The sequence below is a fragment of the uncultured Tateyamaria sp. genome, assembly GCF_947494755.1.
Lineage (GTDB): Bacteria > Pseudomonadota > Alphaproteobacteria > Rhodobacterales > Rhodobacteraceae > Tateyamaria.
Genome location: NZ_CANLVZ010000018.1, coordinates 25702 through 42120 on the forward strand (window position 1 = coordinate 25702; position 16419 = coordinate 42120).

Genomic DNA, 16419 nt, shown 5'->3' on the forward strand with positions numbered 1-16419 from the left:
CCCTCAGAGGGAATGGCAAAAGATATGAGTGGACAAAAAAGCGTGACACCGGATGCCGAAGGGCTTTTGGCGTCGATCAATGCCACGAAAACGCGCGGATTGCCGCCCGTGCATCTCTGGAATCCGCCGTTTTGCGGGGATCTGGACATGCGTATCGCGCGGGACGGGACGTGGTTTTACGAAGGCACGCCCATCGGGCGGCCTGGTCTGGTCAAGCTGTTCTCCTCCATTCTGAAACGGGAAGAGGGCAAGTATTTCCTTGTCACCCCGGTCGAGAAGGTCGGGATCACGGTCGATGACGCCCCTTTTGTGGCGTTGGATTTCGAGTCCAAGGGGGAAGGCGCGGATCAAGTGCTGACCTTTACCACCCATGTGGACGATGTGGCTGTGGCCGGTCCTGACCACCCCATCCGCGTACACCGGGACGCCGAGACGGGCGAACCAGCCCCCTACATTCTGATCCGAAGCGATCTGGAGGCGCTGATCGATCGCAAGAGCTTTTACCGGCTTGTCGATCTGGGTGTACATCACGACGGCTGGTTCGGCGTTTGGTCCAGTGGCCAGTTCTTTCGGATCATACCGTCCGCCGAATTGCCCTGAGGCTGGCGCAGGACACCTGCGCCTTACACTGCACAACTGACTGTGCGCCGATGGATATGGTATCGTACTCGCAAATCGCCGAACCTATTGCCCTGTAAGGCGGAGGTGTCCTCCGCCCGTCCGATATCAGTGAGGGATCGTGTATGAGCGATGGAACAGCCGTCATCATCGGCGCAGGCAGCGGCTTGTCCGCCGCAGTTGCACGTCGGTTGAGTGGCGCAGGCTATGATCTGGTTCTGGGCGCGCGCAACACCGATAAATTGTCTGATCTGGTCAGTGAAACAAGGGCGCGTGCCGTTGCCATGGATGGGAGTGTGCCCGCCGACGTGGCCGCTTTGTTTGACAGCATCGACGGGCCAGTCCGTGTCGCGATCTACAACCCATCGGCCCGCCAACGCGGCCCCGTCGCCGATCTGGACCCCGAACAAGTCCGCCGCGCCATCGAGATTACCGCATTTGGGTCGTTCCTTCTGGGGCAGGCGGCGGCGCGCCGCATGCAGGATCAACCCGAAGAGGACGGGCGGCGGGGCACCATCCTGTTCACGGGCGCATCGGCCGGTACCAAAGGCTTTGCCCAATCCGCGCCCTTCGCCATGGGCAAGTTCGCGCAACGCGGTCTGGCGCAATCCATGGCGCGCGAGTTGCATCCCAAGGGCGTGCATGTGGCTTGGGTGAACATCGACGGCGGGATCGCAAATGTGGACCGGCCCGAGCGTGCCGACGATGGAACGGACAAGATGTTGAACCCGGACGCGATTGCCGAAGGGTATCTCCATCTGATCAACCAGCACCGGTCGACCTGGTCGGACGAACTGACGTTGCGCCCATGGGTCGAGACGTTTTGATGGTGCTGGTTCACGACCGCGGCTAGGGTGCCGCGATGCCACGTTTCGCAGCCAACCTGACACATCTGTGGGCCGAATTGCCCTATTTGGATCGCTTTGATGCAGCGGCGGAGGCTGGCTTTCTGGCGGTTGAGGTTTTGTTTCCTTATGATGTGCCCGCGCCCGACACGCAGGCCGCCTTGAACTGCAACGGGCTACAGATGGTTCTGCTGAACGCGCCGGGGCCGAACTACACCGGCGGCGCGCGCGGGTTCGCAGCCATTCCGGGCGGTGCCACGCGGTTCGATTACGATATGCGCCGCGCCGTGCGGTATGCGCAGGCCCTTGGCGCGGGCATCATCCACGTGATGAGCGGCGATGCGGAAGGTCCCGAGGCGAAGGACACCCTGATCGACAACCTCAAACGCGCGACAGCGACCCTGCCCGAAGGTCTCTGCCTGACGTTGGAGCCATTAAACCCAAAGGCACAGCGGGGCTATTTCATGAACAGCTTTGACCTGGCGGCGGAGGTTATCGAGGATGTGGGCGCACCCAATCTGGGCCTGCAATATGACAGCTACCATGCTTATGAAATCACCGGCGACCCCGTGGGTACCTTTGAGGCGATGGCCCCGCTGATCCGCCACATCCAGATTGGCGACGGGCCGGGGCGGACCCCTCCCGGCACGGGTCAGATTGATTTCCCGGCCCTGTTTCAGGCGATTGACGCGTCTGACTATGCGGGCTGGGTCAGTGCCGAATACACGCCCAACGGCCACACGGAAACCGGGCTCGGCTGGATGCGCTGAGCATGTGCGTTAACGCACTTTTCACAGATGCACCCCATCAGTACGTTGCCCTTGATCCGCAACATAGGATAGGTCCGATGATCCCTGCCCGCTATGCCCACATTGCCTTTGGTTTTCTGCTGAGCGGGATGATGTCGTTTCTGGTCTCGGGTATTTCGACGTTTTTGACACTTGGTCCGATCAGCGGCTTCTTTGGCGCTTGGACCGGAGCGTGGTTGCCCAGTTGGGCGGCTGCCTTTCCCATCGTGCTGGTGGTCGCCCCGATTGCACGCCGCATTGTCGGCGCACTGACGATCAAAGAGTGATGGGCCGGGTGCCTAGTGCGCCTCGGCCCAGTTCTGGCCCTGCCCTGCGTCCACGATCAGCTTTACGTCCAGATGCACCACCGGATCGGCGGCGCTTTCCATGACGTCCTTGGCAACCCCGATCAAATCGTCGACCGCACCATCCTCGACCTCGAACAGCAGTTCGTCGTGAACCTGCAACAGCATGGCGGCGGGCAGGTCCTTGATCGCGTCGGGCATGCGGATCATCGCGCGCCGGATCACGTCCGCCGCGGTTCCCTGAATGGGTGCGTTGATGGCCGCACGCGCGGCAAAGCCGGCGCGGGGGCCTTTGGACGCGATTTCAGGCGTGTGGATGCGTCGCCCGAACAGGGTCTGCACATAGCCGTGTTCCTTTGCGAACGCCTTAGTGTCGTCCATATAGGTGCGGATACCCGGGAAGCGTTCGAAATAGCGGTCGATAAAGCCCTGCGCTTCGGCCCGTGGGATGCGTAGATTGCGGGCCAACCCAAAGCCCGAAATGCCATAGATCACCCCGAAGTTGATCGCCTTGGCCTGACGTCGCACCTCGGGCGTCATTTCGTCCAGCGGCACATCGAACATCTCGGATGCGGTGAGGGCGTGAATGTCGATGCCGTCCGCAAAGGCCTGCTTGAGTTCGGGAATGTCCGCGATATGGGCAAGGATGCGCAATTCGATCTGTGAATAGTCCAGCGCCACAAGCGTCTTGCCCGGTTCGGAAACGAAAGCCTCGCGGATACGCCGCCCTTCCTCGGTGCGGATCGGGATGTTTTGCAGGTTTGGATCGGTCGAGGCGAGGCGACCTGTTGAGGCCCCTGCGATAGAATAGGACGTATGCACCCGGCCCGTATCGGCGTTGATGTGATCCTGCAGCGCATCGGTGTAGGTCGATTTCAGTTTCGACAACTGCCGCCAATCCAGCACGCGCCCCGGCAATTCATGCTCGGTCGCCAGATCTTCGAGCACATCCGCGCCGGTGGCATAGGCCCCGGTCTTGCCCTTTTTGCCGCCCTCAATCCCCATTTCGTCAAACAGGATCTCGCCAAGTTGCTTGGGTGAGCCGACATTGAACTTGCGGCCCACCATTTCATAGATTTCATCTTCAAGCCCCGCCATCTTCTGCGCGAAGGCATTGGACATACGGCTGAGCGTGTCGCGATCCACCTTGATGCCGGAGCGTTCCATCGCGGCCAGCACGGGCACCATGGGCCGCTCGAGCGTTTCGTAGACTTTGGTCACTTGCGCGCGGTGAAGCTGGGGCTTGAAATGCTGCCACAGTCGCAGGGTGATATCGGCATCCTCGGCGGCGTATTTCACCGCGTCCTCAAGGGGCACCTGATCGAACGTCTTGGCCGATTTGCCAGACCCGAGCAGGGGTTTGATCGGGATGGGCGTGTGGTTCAGATAGCGTTCGGACAGGGTGTCCATGCCGTGATTGTGCAGCCCGCCATGCATTGCGTAACTCATCAACATGGTGTCGTCGATAGGGGCGACCGTGATGCCGATCTGCGCAAAGATCTTGGCATCGTATTTCATGTTCTGTCCGATTTTGAGGATGCTGTCGTCCTCCAGTACGGGCGTGAGCATCGTGAGCGCTTCATCCAGCGGCATCTGCCCTTCGGCCAGCTCATCCGAGCCGAACAGATCATCACCCCCCTGCTTGTGGGCGAGCGGGATATAGCAGGCGTGGCCGGGGTTCACGGCCAGCGATATGCCCACCAGCCTGGCGGTCATTTCATTTAGGCCGGTGGTTTCCGTGTCGATCGCCACATATCCACGCTCGTAGATCAGGTCGATCCATGTTTGCAGGGTTTGCGCGTCCTGCACATGCTCGTAGATGGCGTCGTCGAAACCGGGGGCCTCGGGCGCATCCGGTGCGGCGGGGGCAGGCTCCTTGATCTCGGGCATCTCGACCTTGAGCTGCTCGGCGATGCGCTTGGTAAGGGTGCGGAATTCCATCTCGGCCAGAAAGGGCATGAGGTGATCGGGGATCGGGTCACGCACCTCGAGATCGTCTAGGGTAAAGTCCAGTTCCATATCCGCGTCGAGCTGCACGAGGCGGCGGGACAGCCGGATCTGGTCGGCATGTTCGATCAGGGTCTCGCGGCGCTTGGGTTGCTTGATTTCGCTGGCCCGGTCGAGCAAGCCGTCCAGATCGCCATATTCGTTGATCAGCAGGGCCGCCGTCTTGATCCCTATGCCGGGCGCGCCGGGCACGTTGTCCACGCTATCCCCGGCCAGCGCCTGCACGTCCACGACACGGTCGGGATACACGCCGAACTTCTCGAACACGCCGTCGCGGTCGATGCGCTTGTTCTTCATCGCATCAAGCATCTCGACCCCGTCGCCGACAAGCTGCATCAGGTCCTTATCCGAACTGATGATGGTGCAGCGCCCCCCGGCGGCACGCGCCTGGACGGCGAGGGTGGCGATGATGTCGTCGGCCTCGAACCCTTCCTTTTCCTTGCAGGCGATGTTGAAGGCTTCGGTGGCCTGGCGGGTCAGCGGGATCTGGGGGCGCAGGTCCTCGGGCATCGCCTCGCGATTGGCCTTGTACTGATCGTACATGTCATTGCGGAACGTGTGGCTGCCCTTGTCAAAGATGACGGCCACATGGGTTGGCGCATCGGGGCCAGTGTTACCCTCGACGTAGCGGTGCAGCATGTTGCAAAAGCCCGACACCGCCCCGATGGGCAAGCCGTCGGATTTGCGGGTGAGCGGGGGCAGGGCGTGGTAGGCGCGAAAGATAAAGGCCGAGCCGTCGATCAGATGCAGGTGACATCCCTTGCCGAACTGAAGTGCCATTGCGCCGCTCCCTCTTACTGCTGCGCCCCTCTTTTGGCACGGGGCAGGGCAAGGGGCCAGCCGTGATCCAATGGCGCGCCTGCTGGCGCACGATATTTTTGATTTTGAGGGTCGCTGTGGGCTTGCTCAGCTATCTGCGGGGCCACTGGCGAGGACGTATTTGCAGTCGCAATAGGGGCATTCCACCCAGCCTGTGTCCTCGGGGATCTGCAACCAGACGCGGGGATGGCCCAAGGCACCTTCGCCTCCGTCACAGGCGATGCGGGTGCTGTCGACCGTCTTGGTTTCCGGGGCGTCGATGGGCATGGGGGCGGTCCTTGGCTGTGGCGCGGTGCAGGCGCGTTTATGGGCCAAGGGGGGCAGGCAGACAAGTCCCTAGTCGTCAGCATCCACAGGCCGATCCACGCGAGCCTGATAACAATTGTTGCGTGCCGAGCGGACGTGGATATAGGCGACATCGGGGTTGGCAAAGATCTGATCAAGACGAGCCGATATTTGGGACGTCGGGGTAACCGCGCCGGTGCCATAGACGATGCGATCCGCGTCGGAATAGCCCTTGATCAGGTAATCCGGCGAAGTGGTGAGGATCGGCGGCAGCTCAGCACCACCACCGCCGCGCGTGCAGGGTTCGGCGCACAGGAATATGGGGCCAACCTCGGCGTAGGGGTGCGTGCCCGCAAACGGTTTATGCGCCAATACCAGCATCGGCGCGCCCGCGGGAATATCACAAAGACAATGGCGGCAGGGATTGCCGTCCCCGTCACTGACCGCGCGTTCTGGTGGATTACCAAAGGCATCGGGGCCCCCTGCCCGGTAAGCGGCGACAATGTCAGAAGGTAGTGCAGTGAACACGGGCATCTCAGGTCCTTTCAAGATCAACGGGTCTATCGTGGGCACCGACGACCCGCTGCACGACCCGAAAGATGCGGCTTCCTATCTGTGTCGACCAAAAAATCGCGGAGGGTCGTGGCATGCAGCAAATCGGGAAACCCGTGCAGCCCAAGTCACTCCGGTGCAGCAAACCGTTGTTGCAACGAAAAGGCGTCCTTGGATGCGCCGTTCTGGCGCAAGTTCTGCAGCCTCTCCCAACCCTCGTTCAGCGAAACGCGGGTGCCGCGGACAACCCACCACATCACCATCGTCGCCCCGTCCGAGCGATCCACCCAATCGCGCAAGGTCCGCATCCCCTCGACATGCAATGGCTCGCGATAGGTGAAGCGGTGCATCGCCTTCACGTCCCGCCATCCGGCCATGGTGATGATGTGCAAATTCTCGTGAGTATCGCGGGTGTCCTGCGCCAAAATTCCGTCCATCTCGAGGTATTGTCCATCCGGTGCCCGCGCCCCGTGGGCGTGCCAGAACAGGTCACCATCCGCCTTGGCCTGAGCGAAAACCAGCGGCAACTGGCGGAAAAAGTACTGGGCGTTGGAGTGGCCTGCGTTGAAGGGCCCCACGGGGCGCACCACATTCATGTGAACCAGCGTGTATTTCTGCGCGTCGGCCAACTGTTGCTCGCCCCCAACCTTCTTTCCAAGCCTGATATAGCACGGTAGAAAGCCCGAGACGCTGCAAATAAAGGTTCATTGGCAAATGGCACCCTCAAAACCGGTTGTTCTGTGTATTCTTGATGGGTGGGGCCTGCGCAAAGAGACGCATGGCAATGCACCGGCGCTGGCCGAAACGCCAACCTTCAGACGGATCATGAAAACCTGCCCAACCGCGACCCTTACCACCCACGGGCCTGATGTGGGCCTGCCCAACGGGCAAATGGGCAATTCCGAAGTCGGCCATACCAATATCGGCGCCGGCCGGGTGGTGGCGATGGACCTCGGCCAGATCGATCTGGCTATCGAAGACGGCAGCTTTTTCCACAATGACCCCCTCAACGACTGGATCGCTGCGATCAAAGAGCAGGGCGGGCGCGCCCATCTGCTTGGGGTGGTATCTGACGGCGGGGTGCACGGGCATATCTCGCATATGGTCGCTGCGGCCAAGGCCTGCACCGATGCGGGCGTTGATGTGCTGATCCACGCGATCACGGATGGGCGCGATGTTGCCCCGAAGTCGGCGGAAACATACCTGTCGGATTTGAATGCTGAGCTGCCTGCGGGTGCGCGGGTTGTGACCGTTACGGGTCGCTATTTCGCAATGGATCGCGACAACCGGTGGGACCGCGTCGAAAGCGCCTTTGCCGCGATTGTCGCCGCTAAGGGGCGTGTGGCCAAAAGCCCTTTTGCCGCGGTCGAGGCCGCTTATGGCAACGACACCACGGACGAGTTCATCCCGGCCACGGTCATGGACGGATATAAGGGGGCCAAGGACGGGGACGGGCTGTTTTGCCTGAACTTCCGGGCTGACCGCGCGCGCGAGATCATGGCCGCCCTTGGCGATCCGTCCTTTGAGGCGTTTGAGCTGGAAGGTCGCCCCGATTGGGCCGGGTTGATCGGGATGGCGGACTATTCCCAGGCCCATCAGGCGTACATGGGCACCGTCTATCCCAAGCCCGAAATCGTGAACACGCTCGGGGCGTGGGTGGCCAAGGCGGGCCTGCGCCAGTTCCGCCTTGCCGAGACCGAAAAATACCCGCACGTGACCTTCTTTCTGAACGGGGGGCAGGAAACGCCCGAAGAAGGCGAAGACCGTGCAATGCCCAAATCGCCATCTGTGGCGACTTATGACCAGCAACCCGAAATGTCGTCGGTTGAGGTCACGGATCGCTTCATCGAAGCGATCGAGGCGGGCTATGACCTGATCGTGGTGAATTACGCGAACCCGGACATGGTGGGCCATACCGGCGATTTGAAGGCCGCGATTGCGGCGTGCGAAGCGGTGGATCGGGGCCTTGCCCGCGTGCTGCCCGTGCTTGAAGCGGCGGGTGGCGCGATGATCCTGACCGCGGATCACGGCAATTGCGAAACCATGATTGATCCCGACACTGGCGCGCCGCACACGGCCCACACGACAAACCTTGTCCCCGTTGCACTGATCGGGGCCGAAGGTGAACTGAACGAAGGGCGGCTTGCCGATCTGGCCCCCACCTTGCTTGAGTTGATGGGGCTGGAAAAACCGGTTGAGATGACGGGGCACAGCCTGATTGCATGAGGTATCTTGCGGCCCTTATTGCTTGCCTGATGGCTGTGTCTGCTGCCGCCCAAGAGGACGCGGGCGCGCTGGCACGTGAGGCGGGGGCGCAGCTTGAAAGTGCGTCGATCCAGTTGACGGAGGCGGACAGCGCGCGGGACCGGGTGCGTGCGCTGACCCAAACCGTGCAAGCCTATGAGGCGGGATTGTCGGCCATGCGGGCTGGTTTGCGCCGTGCGGCAATCCGTGAGGCGCAGCTCAGCGGGCAATTGGCCGCGCGCGATGCGGAAATCGTGCAATTGCTGGCCGTTCTGCAGCGGCTGACCCCTGGTGACTCTCCGACCGCGTTCCTGCATCCGGGTGGCCCCAACGGAACGGCGCGTGCGGGCATGTTGCTTGCTGAACTAACCCCGGCGCTGAACCAGAGGGCCAAAACCCTGCGCCGGGACCTTTCGGACGTTACGGACCTGCGCCTTTTGCAAACGCAGGCCGCCGCGCAACTGCAAACGGGCCTGAGCGAAGTGCAGACCGCACGCGCCGCGCTGAATCAGGCGATGGCAGAGCGCACCGACCTGCCCCAACGTTTTACCTCGGATCCTGTGCGCACCGCGATCCTGATCGCCTCTGCTGAAACGCTGGACGCGTTTTCGAGTGGGCTGGCCAGTATCGCGACGGATGATGCAGGCTGGACCCCGCCCAGCATCGACGATCAGATCGGCAACCTGCCCGCCCCTGCACGCGGCCTGATCCTGCGTCGCGCGGGTGAACCGGACGCCGCCGGGATCACGCGCCCCGGCATTTTGCTGGCCACCCGCCCGGGCGCGCTTGTCGCATCGCCAACCGCCGCGACGATCCGTTATGTGGGCCCATTGCTCGACTTCGGGAACGTCACGATTCTGGAGCCACGCCCGGGCACATTGTTTGTCCTGGCGGGTATGGGCGTTACCTATGGGGAAACCGGTCAGATCATCGCCGCAGACACGCCATTGGGCCTGATGGGAGGGCTGCCGGGGCAAGGTTCCGCAGACGTGCCATCAACTGGTGGTGATGGGGGTAGCGCTGCGGCGTCGGAAACGCTCTATATAGAGGTAAGACAGGACAATGTGCCAATGGACCCGCTTGAATGGTTCAGCACCGACAAGGATGGATAGAACAGAATGAAGAAATTCGTCATGGCCGCCGTGGGCGGTACACTGGCTGGCGTCATCGCCACCACGCAGGTGGCAGGGCCGTTGCTGGCGCAGGAAAGTGCGGCCAACAGCAGCGTCTATGAACAGCTCGACCTGTTTGGCGACATCTTTGAGCGGATTCGCAGCCAGTATGTCGAAGACGTCGAACCGAGCGAGCTAATCGAGGCGGCCATTGACGGCATGTTGACCTCGCTTGATCCGCACTCCAGCTATCTGTCCCCCGATGACGCAGCGGCTATGCAGGTGCAGACCCGCGGCGAATTTGGTGGCCTCGGGATCGAGGTCACGCAGGAAGAGGGCTTTATCAAGGTCGTCTCGCCCATCGACGGCACTCCCGCCGCCGAAGCGGGGATTGAGGCGGGTGACTTCATCACCCATGTGGACGGCGACAGCATGTTGGGCCTGACACTCGACTCAGCGGTCGAGCGGATGCGCGGCCCGGTCGGCTCGGAAATCATCATCACCGTGGTGCGCGAAGGCGAGACTGAACCCTTCGATGTGTCCATCATCCGCGATACGATCGAATTGCAGGCTGTCCGCAGCCGCACCGAAGGCGATACGGTCGTTATGCGTGTGACCACGTTTAACGATAAGACGACCCCCAATCTGATCTCCAAATTGCAGGAAGAGGTCGAAGCCTTGGGTGGCATGGATGCGGTCAACGGATTTGTCATCGACCTGCGCAACAACCCCGGCGGTCTGCTGACCCAGGCGATCCGGGTGTCGGATGCCTTCTTGGAAGAGGGTGAGATCGTATCGACCCGCGGCCGTGACCCGGCGGACGGGGATCGGTTCAACGCCACCCCGGGCGATCTGGCAGAAGGCAAACCCATCGTCGTGCTGATCAATGGCGGTTCTGCCTCGGCTTCCGAGATTGTCGCTGGTGCCTTGCAGGATCACCGCCGCGCCATCGTCGTTGGCACCAAGAGTTTTGGCAAGGGGTCCGTGCAGACGGTGATGCCGTTGCGCGGCGAAGGTGCGATGCGCCTGACCACCGCGCGCTATTACACGCCCTCGGGCCGGTCGATCCAGTCGCTTGGCGTCAGCCCCGACATCGTGGTCGAACAGCCGCGGCGCGCCCCTGAAACCGAGGAAGAGGACGAACCGGCAAGCGCGGTTGGTCAGCGTTCCGAGGCAGATCTGCGCGGCTCGCTCAACAATGACTCGCTGAGCGAGGATGAAATCCGCCAGATCGAAGAGGACCGCGCAAAGGCCGAAGCGGCTGCCGAACTGCGAGAAGAGGACTACCAGCTGGCCTATGCCATCGACATCCTCAAGGGGCTGAACGCGCTTGGCCCCGAAGACTGAGTTTTAACGGGGTGGGCGATATCGCCCACCCTACATCACAGCGCGACTTCGAAAGGGGTCAGCTTGGTCCAGTCGAACTCCACCCCGATCCCTGGTACATCGGGCGCGACCGCCAGATGATCCTCGATCACGAGAGGGCGGGTCGTATAGCGATCAATCGGAAAGCTGTGCACTTCGAGCCAGCCGCCATGGGGTTGAGATGACACCAGCGAGACGTGCAATTCCTGCATTCCGTGACTGCACACTGGCACATCGTGCACTTGCGCCATCTCGGCCACCTGCAACCACCCCGTGATTCCTAGGCAGTTGGATGCGTCCGGTTGGATGAAATCCACATACGGCAGGGCGCGCGCAAATTCGTGCATCGTGTGCAGGTTTTCGCCCTGCGCCACAGGCATGCCCGAAGCCTCCCGGATTGCGGCGTAGTCCTCGAAGGCGTCCGGAAGGATCGGCTCCTCGAACCAGGTGATGTCGTAGGGCGCAATCGCTTTGGCCATCGAAATCGCCTGATCCGTGGTCATGGAATAGTTTGCATCGACCATGAACGTGGCCTCTGGCCCGATCAGATCCCGCACGGCCTTGATCCGGGCCACATCCTCGGTTTGTGTCGGTTGGCCGATCTTAATTTTGACCGCGTTGTGGCCACGATCCAGATAGCCCTGAATGCTGTCGAGCAGCTTGGGCAGATCAAAGCCCAGGTCGATGCCGCCCGCATAGGCCTTGCACCGATCCGAAGCGCCGCCCGCCGCCTTGACGAGCGACTGCCCTACACCTTTCAGGCGCGCATCCCACAGCGCGATGTCCACCGCCGAGATCGCAAAGCTAAGGATGCCGCCCCGGCCCACATAGTGCATGTGCCAGTCCATCGCTTCCGTTAGCGCCTCGACGTTTTCGGCATCCTGACCGATCAGAAACGGGGCCAGATCGTGGGCGATCATGGCCGCCGTCGCGTGCCCGCCCCGCCCGCCATTGTAGGTATAGCCGGTGCCCGTCCGCCCATCCGCCAGCGTGACCGTGGCCGTCACCAGATGAAAGTGGAAATGGTCGCCATGCTTGGCATCCACCAACACCTCATCCAGAGGCACCTCGAAGAGGCGCGCGGTAACGGACGTGATCGCGCTCATGTATTCAGATGCGCCGTTTCCGGCACAGGGGTCAGCACTTTGCCCGTCTTGATGTGCTCGAGCAGGTTGTCGACGACGAGATCACCCATCGCAGCCCGCGTCTCATGCGTGGCCGACCCGACATGAGGCAGGAGGATGACGTTGGTCATGGATTTCAGCGCATCCGGGATCTTTGGCTCCGCCTCGAACACATCGAGGGCCGCATAGCCGAGCTTGCCCGTCTCCAACGCGCTGACCATAGCCGCTTCATCCACCACAGACCCGCGCGAGACATTGATCAGCAGCCCATTAGGCCCCAATGCCGCCATCACATCCGCATTGACGATCTTGTCCGTCGACGGACCACCGGGTGTGATGCAGATCAGCACCTCCACCGCTTCGGCCATGCCAAGAAGCGTGTCGTGATAGGTGTAGTCCACGTCTCTCTTGGTCCGGGTGTGATAGTGGATCTCGGGATTGAAGGGCGCGAGCTTGTCCGCAATCGCCTGCCCGATCCGCCCCAGTCCGAGGATACCGACGCGCCGGTTGTCCGCGCTGCGCGACAGAGGCGCGTTGCCGTTTGCCTCCCAATTGCCCGAACGCGCATGCGCTTCGTCGGCTAGAAAATTGCGGTAGCTTGTAAGCATCAGCATCACCGCGGTTGTCGCGACCTCCGCATTCAACACGTCGGGGGTGTGGGTGACCAAAATGCCGCGCTCGACCGCGGCATCGGTGTCTACCGCGTCATAGCCGACACCATAGCCACTGATCATTTTGAGATTGGGACAGGCGGTCATCACATCGGCGGGCACGCCATCATGGCCGTTGGTGGCGATATGGGTGATCGCCTCGCCAGGATAGTCCCCATCGCTCAGTTTGTGGATGGTGAAATGCGGGGTCAGGCGATCGCGCATCGCGTCGGTGATGCCCCCGATTTGCAGCAGGTCATGCATCTTCTTTCACTTCCTGACGCTGGCGGCCCAGCCCTTCGATTTCGAGTTCCATCACGTCGCCGACCTTGAGGTAGGTGGGCGGCTTCATCCCCATGCCGACACCCGGAGGGGTGCCTGTGGTGATGATGTCACCGGGGTGCAGCGTCATCAGCCCGCTCAGGTGTTCGATGATCTCGGCGACGGTAAAGATCATGGTCGACGTATTGCCGGTCTGCATCCGCTTGCCGTTCACATCCAGCGACATGGCAAGGTTCTGCGGGTCGGGGATTTCGTCGCGCGTCACAAGATACGGACCCGTAGGGCCAAAGGTGTCGCAGGATTTGCCCTTGGTCCATTGTCCGGTCAGTTGGGTCTGGAAATGCCGTTCGGACACGTCATTCACCACGCAGTAGCCTGCCACATGGTCCAGCGCGTTTCCCTTGCTGACGTACTTAGCGGTAGTGCCGATCACGACGCCCAACTCGACTTCCCAATCGGTATGGGTCGAGCCGCGCGGCATGACCACATCGTCATGCGCGCCGACGATGGCCGAGTTCGCCTTGAAGAACAGGATGGGGTGTTCGGGGATCGCCGCACCGGTTTCGGCGGCATGGTCTGAGTAGTTGAGGCCGATGCACAGGAATTTGCCAAAGCTGCCGACGCAGGGCCCGAGGCGGATGTTGCCTTTGACCTCGGGCAGGGTGGCCGGATCAAGCGTGCGCAACCGATCGAGCGTCGCGTCGTCCAGCGTTGCGCCCGTAACATCGTCAATCTCACCCGAAAGGTCGCGCAGCGTGTCGCCGTCGATCATCCCCGGTTGTTCGCTACCTACGGCACCGTATCTTACTAGCTTCATCTTCTGGTCCTTAGTGATTGTCGCGCGGCATGTGCTTGCGCGAAATGTCTTGGTAGGCGTCCGCCCCGCGCAGGGTCATCCCTTCGTCAAAGCGGCCCACGCGGTCCCGGAAAATCTCTTGCCACGGGCTTTGGTTTTCGGGACTGGCATAGCCGCCAGCCTCTTGCAGCGCGACTGAGCGGCGGGTGAGTTCCTCCGCTTCGATCAGCATGTCAGCGGTGCATTTCTTCAGATCGATCCGCACTCGGTCGCCGGTCTGCAGTAGGGCCAGCCCGCCCCCATCTGCCGCTTCAGGCGAGGCATTCAGGATCGAGGGAGAACCGGATGTGCCCGACTGGCGCCCGTCGCCCACACAAGGCAGCGCGGCGATCCCTTTTTTCAGCAGATAGGAGGGCGCGCGCATGTTCACGACCTCGGCCCCGCCGGGATAGCCCTTGGGGCCCGCACCGCGCATGAACAGGATGCAGTTTTCGTCGATGTTCTCGGCGGGATCGTCGATGCGATGGTGGAAATCTTCGGGTCCGTCGAACACCACCGCGCGGCCCTCAAAGGCCTCGGGATCGTCCGGATTGGAAAGATAGCGCGCGCGGAAATCCGGCGAGATGACAGATGTTTTCATGATCGCGCTGTCGAACAGGTTGCCCTTGAGGTTAATGAACCCGGCATGCTCCTTGAGCGGATCGGACACGCTGCGGATCACCTTCGTATCCTCACTACGCACGTGCCCGCAATTCTCGCGCATGGTCTTGCCGTTGGCGGTGATTACATCCGGATGGGGCAGCAGGTCAGCCGCGATCAACTCGCCAATGACCGCAGGCACACCGCCCGCGTGCTGGTAATCCTCGCCCAGATATTCGCCTGCGGGCTGCATGTTCACGATGAGCGGGACCTCATGCCCGACCGATTGCCAGTCGTCATTGTTCAGAGGCACATTCAGATGCCGCGCGATCCCGTTGAGGTGGATAGGCGCATTGGTCGACCCGCCGATGGCGGAGTTGATCACGATGGTGTTCTCGAAGGCCTCGCGGGTCATGATGTCGGAAGGGCGCAGGTCCTCCCACACCATCTCGACCGCGCGTTTGCCGGTTTCGTAGCTGATCTGCCCGCGCTCGCGGTAGGGCGCGGGAATGGCGGCGGCACCGGGCAGTTGCATGCCCAACGCCTCGGCCAGCGAGTTCATCGTGGTCGCGGTGCCCATCGTGTTGCAATACCCGACCGAGGGGGCCGAGGAGGCGACGAGTTCCATGAAACCTTCCTCGTCGATCTCGCCCTTGGCCATCATCTCGCGCGCTTGCCAGACGATGGAGCCCGACCCGGTGCGCTTGCCCCGGAACCAGCCGTTGAGCATCGGACCGACGGACAGGGCGATGGCCGGGATGTTGACCGTGGCGGCTGCCATCAGCAGGGCAGGTGTGGTCTTGTCACAGCCAATGTTCAATACGACCCCGTCTAGTGGGTAGCCAAAAAGGGTCTCGACCAGCGACAGATACGCGAGGTTGCGATCCAGCATCGCCGTGGGCCGCTTGCCGGTTTCCTGAATGGGATGCACGGGCACCTCGATGCAGGTCCCACCCGCTGAGATGATCCCGTCACGCACCCGCTTGGAAAGCTCGATGTGGTGGCGGTTGCAGGGCGAGAGATCACTGCCGGTCTGCGCGATTCCGATAATCGGTTTGCCCGACTGCAATTCCTCGCGCGTCAGGCCGTAGTTCAGGTAGCGTTCCAGATACAGCGCGGTCATCTCCGGGTTGTCCGGGTTCATGAACCACTTGCGCGACCGCAGGTCTTCTATTCCAATTTTACGGGTCATTGTCCTGACCAGCCTCCGTCGATGATATGGGGATGTCCGGTGGTAAAGCCGCTTTCGTCGCTCGCAAGGTAGACGACAAGGGCGGCGATTTCGTTTGCTGTGGCCACGCGGCCCATGGGCTGGCGCGACACGAATTGTTCCAGCGCCGCCTCGTAGCTGCCGACCTCTTCACCGAGGGCTTTGACGCGGTCATGCCAGCTTGGGCTTTCGACAGTGCCGGGGCAGATGCAGTTGCAGCGCACGCCGGTCTTCACGTAGTCGACAGCCACGGATTTGGTCATGCCGATGACTGCGGCCTTGGTCGTGCCGTAGATAAAGCGGTTGGGCGCGCCGATCACGGACGAGCAGGCCGACGACATGTTGATGATTGAGCCAGTGCCGCGTTTCACCATGCCCGGCAAGGCCGCGCGCATCGTGCGGAACATGGAGCGGACGTTGAGATCAAAGGCAAAATCCCATTCGTCATCTGTCGCTGCCTCGACCGAGCCGTGATGTACGAAGCCTGCGCAGTTGAACAACACATCGGGTTGCGCGTGTTCGATTCCGGCGCGGATGCTCGTGTCGTCCATCGCATCGAGCACATAGGTTTCGACGCCTGCCGGCATGTCGCTCAGCAATTCGGCGTTGATGTCCGTGGCAAAGACCTGCGCGCCCTCGGCGGCCATCGCCATCACGCTCGCCCGGCCTATCCCTTGGCCCGCCGCTGTCACAAGCGCGCGCTTTCCGTCCAAACGGCCCATGTGATCCCCCCATCCTGATCAGGTGTTGCGCTGGCCCGTGGCCTGCGTTTTGGTGT

General features: G+C 61.8%; 16 protein-coding genes. 7 read left to right on the forward strand and 9 right to left on the reverse strand.

Translation table 11 applies throughout. The features are described from left to right. Nucleotides 1–24 precede the first annotated feature (24 nt). From Q0908_RS17890 to Q0908_RS17905, 4 genes are all read left to right on the forward strand, one after another. Nucleotides 25–600, forward strand: coding sequence for a DUF1285 domain-containing protein (locus tag Q0908_RS17890; protein ID WP_299287797.1), 576 nt, complete (start codon nucleotides 25–27; stop codon nucleotides 598–600). 143 nt (nucleotides 601–743) lie between these two features. Beyond that, nucleotides 744–1445: an SDR family NAD(P)-dependent oxidoreductase gene (locus tag Q0908_RS17895; RefSeq protein WP_299287800.1), complete on the forward strand. Its 702-nt coding sequence runs from the start codon at nucleotides 744–746 to the stop codon at nucleotides 1443–1445. Between the two features lie 35 nt (nucleotides 1446–1480). Further along, nucleotides 1481–2233, forward strand: a complete 753-nt coding sequence (locus Q0908_RS17900) for a TIM barrel protein (RefSeq protein WP_299287803.1) — start codon at nucleotides 1481–1483, stop codon at nucleotides 2231–2233. 77 nt (nucleotides 2234–2310) lie between these two features. Further along, nucleotides 2311–2538 (forward strand): DUF2798 domain-containing protein, encoded by a 228-nt coding sequence (locus Q0908_RS17905; RefSeq protein WP_299287806.1) that lies wholly within the window; start codon nucleotides 2311–2313, stop codon nucleotides 2536–2538. Nucleotides 2539–2550: 12 nt separating this feature from the next. On the opposite strand, the gene polA is transcribed toward Q0908_RS17905, so the two are convergent. The 4 genes from polA to Q0908_RS17925 form a co-directional block, all read right to left on the reverse strand. Beyond that, nucleotides 2551–5343, reverse strand: coding sequence for a DNA polymerase I (gene polA, locus Q0908_RS17910; RefSeq protein WP_299287809.1), 2793 nt, complete (start codon nucleotides 5341–5343; stop codon nucleotides 2551–2553). 126 nt (nucleotides 5344–5469) lie between these two features. Then, on the reverse strand, nucleotides 5470–5649 hold the full coding sequence (locus Q0908_RS17915) for a zinc-finger domain-containing protein (protein ID WP_299287813.1): 180 nt from the start codon (nucleotides 5647–5649) through the stop codon (nucleotides 5470–5472). A 69-nt stretch (nucleotides 5650–5718) separates the two neighbouring features. Continuing rightward, entirely contained in the window at nucleotides 5719–6201 is a 483-nt protein-coding gene (locus Q0908_RS17920) for a DUF1203 domain-containing protein (protein ID WP_299287816.1), read from the reverse strand. Between the two features lie 146 nt (nucleotides 6202–6347). Next, the gene (locus Q0908_RS17925; protein WP_299287819.1) at nucleotides 6348–6848 is read right to left on the reverse strand and encodes a DUF3291 domain-containing protein; all 501 of its coding nucleotides are present in this window, start codon (nucleotides 6846–6848) and stop codon (nucleotides 6348–6350) included. A gap of 85 nt (nucleotides 6849–6933) precedes the next feature. On the opposite strand from Q0908_RS17925, the gene gpmI reads away from it, so the two are divergent. Genes gpmI through Q0908_RS17940 form a run of 3 tightly spaced genes read left to right on the forward strand, consistent with a single transcriptional unit; the run spans nucleotide 6934 to nucleotide 10922 of the window. After that, nucleotides 6934–8445: a 2,3-bisphosphoglycerate-independent phosphoglycerate mutase gene (gene gpmI, locus Q0908_RS17930; RefSeq protein ID WP_299287822.1), complete on the forward strand. Its 1512-nt coding sequence runs from the start codon at nucleotides 6934–6936 to the stop codon at nucleotides 8443–8445. Further along, nucleotides 8442–9575 carry a peptidase M23 gene (locus Q0908_RS17935; protein WP_299287825.1) on the forward strand — a complete coding sequence of 378 codons (1134 nt, stop codon included), beginning with the start codon at nucleotides 8442–8444 and terminating at the stop codon, nucleotides 9573–9575. Before gpmI ends, Q0908_RS17935 begins: the two co-directional genes overlap by 4 nt. 6 nt (nucleotides 9576–9581) lie before the next feature. After that, nucleotides 9582–10922, forward strand: coding sequence for a S41 family peptidase (locus Q0908_RS17940; protein WP_299287828.1), 1341 nt, complete (start codon nucleotides 9582–9584; stop codon nucleotides 10920–10922). A 35-nt stretch (nucleotides 10923–10957) separates the two neighbouring features. Here Q0908_RS17940 and Q0908_RS17945 read toward each other — a convergent pair whose 3' ends face one another. The 5 genes from Q0908_RS17945 to Q0908_RS17965 are packed head-to-tail and all read right to left on the reverse strand — an operon-like array spanning nucleotide 10958 to nucleotide 16363. Further along, a complete protein-coding gene (locus tag Q0908_RS17945; protein WP_299287831.1) occupies nucleotides 10958–12046 on the reverse strand; it encodes a mandelate racemase/muconate lactonizing enzyme family protein in 1089 nt (362 codons plus the stop codon). Further along, on the reverse strand, nucleotides 12043–12978 hold the full coding sequence (locus Q0908_RS17950) for a 2-hydroxyacid dehydrogenase (RefSeq protein WP_299287834.1): 936 nt from the start codon (nucleotides 12976–12978) through the stop codon (nucleotides 12043–12045). Before Q0908_RS17950 ends, Q0908_RS17945 begins: the two co-directional genes overlap by 4 nt. Beyond that, a complete protein-coding gene (locus Q0908_RS17955; RefSeq protein ID WP_299287837.1) occupies nucleotides 12971–13813 on the reverse strand; it encodes a fumarylacetoacetate hydrolase family protein in 843 nt (280 codons plus the stop codon). Before Q0908_RS17955 ends, Q0908_RS17950 begins: the two co-directional genes overlap by 8 nt. Nucleotides 13814–13823: 10 nt before the next feature. Continuing rightward, on the reverse strand, nucleotides 13824–15623 hold the full coding sequence (locus Q0908_RS17960; RefSeq protein ID WP_299287840.1) for an IlvD/Edd family dehydratase: 1800 nt from the start codon (nucleotides 15621–15623) through the stop codon (nucleotides 13824–13826). Continuing rightward, nucleotides 15620–16363 (reverse strand): SDR family oxidoreductase, encoded by a 744-nt coding sequence (locus tag Q0908_RS17965; RefSeq protein ID WP_299287844.1) that lies wholly within the window; start codon nucleotides 16361–16363, stop codon nucleotides 15620–15622. Before Q0908_RS17965 ends, Q0908_RS17960 begins: the two co-directional genes overlap by 4 nt. Nucleotides 16364–16419: the final 56 nt, after the last annotated feature.

Bases quoted from the DNA above. Each gene is read 5' to 3' on its own strand.
- Q0908_RS17900 (WP_299287803.1), top strand. From the start codon at position 1,481: ATGCCACGTTTCGCAGCCAACCTGACACATCTGTGGGCCGAATTGCCC.
- Q0908_RS17955 (WP_299287837.1), bottom strand. From the start codon at position 13,813: ATGAAGCTAGTAAGATACGGTGCCGTAGGTAGCGAACAACCGGGGATG.
- Q0908_RS17915 (WP_299287813.1), bottom strand. From the start codon at position 5,649: ATGCCCATCGACGCCCCGGAAACCAAGACGGTCGACAGCACCCGCATC.
- Q0908_RS17960 (WP_299287840.1), bottom strand. From the start codon at position 15,623: ATGACCCGTAAAATTGGAATAGAAGACCTGCGGTCGCGCAAGTGGTTC.
- Q0908_RS17920 (WP_299287816.1), bottom strand. From the start codon at position 6,201: ATGCCCGTGTTCACTGCACTACCTTCTGACATTGTCGCCGCTTACCGG.
- Q0908_RS17935 (WP_299287825.1), top strand. From the start codon at position 8,442: ATGAGGTATCTTGCGGCCCTTATTGCTTGCCTGATGGCTGTGTCTGCT.
- Q0908_RS17945 (WP_299287831.1), bottom strand. From the start codon at position 12,046: ATGAGCGCGATCACGTCCGTTACCGCGCGCCTCTTCGAGGTGCCTCTG.
- Q0908_RS17950 (WP_299287834.1), bottom strand. From the start codon at position 12,978: ATGCATGACCTGCTGCAAATCGGGGGCATCACCGACGCGATGCGCGAT.
- Q0908_RS17965 (WP_299287844.1), bottom strand. From the start codon at position 16,363: ATGGGCCGTTTGGACGGAAAGCGCGCGCTTGTGACAGCGGCGGGCCAA.
- Q0908_RS17940 (WP_299287828.1), top strand. From the start codon at position 9,582: ATGAAGAAATTCGTCATGGCCGCCGTGGGCGGTACACTGGCTGGCGTC.
- gpmI (WP_299287822.1), top strand. From the start codon at position 6,934: ATGGCACCCTCAAAACCGGTTGTTCTGTGTATTCTTGATGGGTGGGGC.
- polA (WP_299287809.1), bottom strand. From the start codon at position 5,343: ATGGCACTTCAGTTCGGCAAGGGATGTCACCTGCATCTGATCGACGGC.
- Q0908_RS17890 (WP_299287797.1), top strand. From the start codon at position 25: ATGAGTGGACAAAAAAGCGTGACACCGGATGCCGAAGGGCTTTTGGCG.
- Q0908_RS17905 (WP_299287806.1), top strand. From the start codon at position 2,311: ATGATCCCTGCCCGCTATGCCCACATTGCCTTTGGTTTTCTGCTGAGC.
- Q0908_RS17895 (WP_299287800.1), top strand. From the start codon at position 744: ATGAGCGATGGAACAGCCGTCATCATCGGCGCAGGCAGCGGCTTGTCC.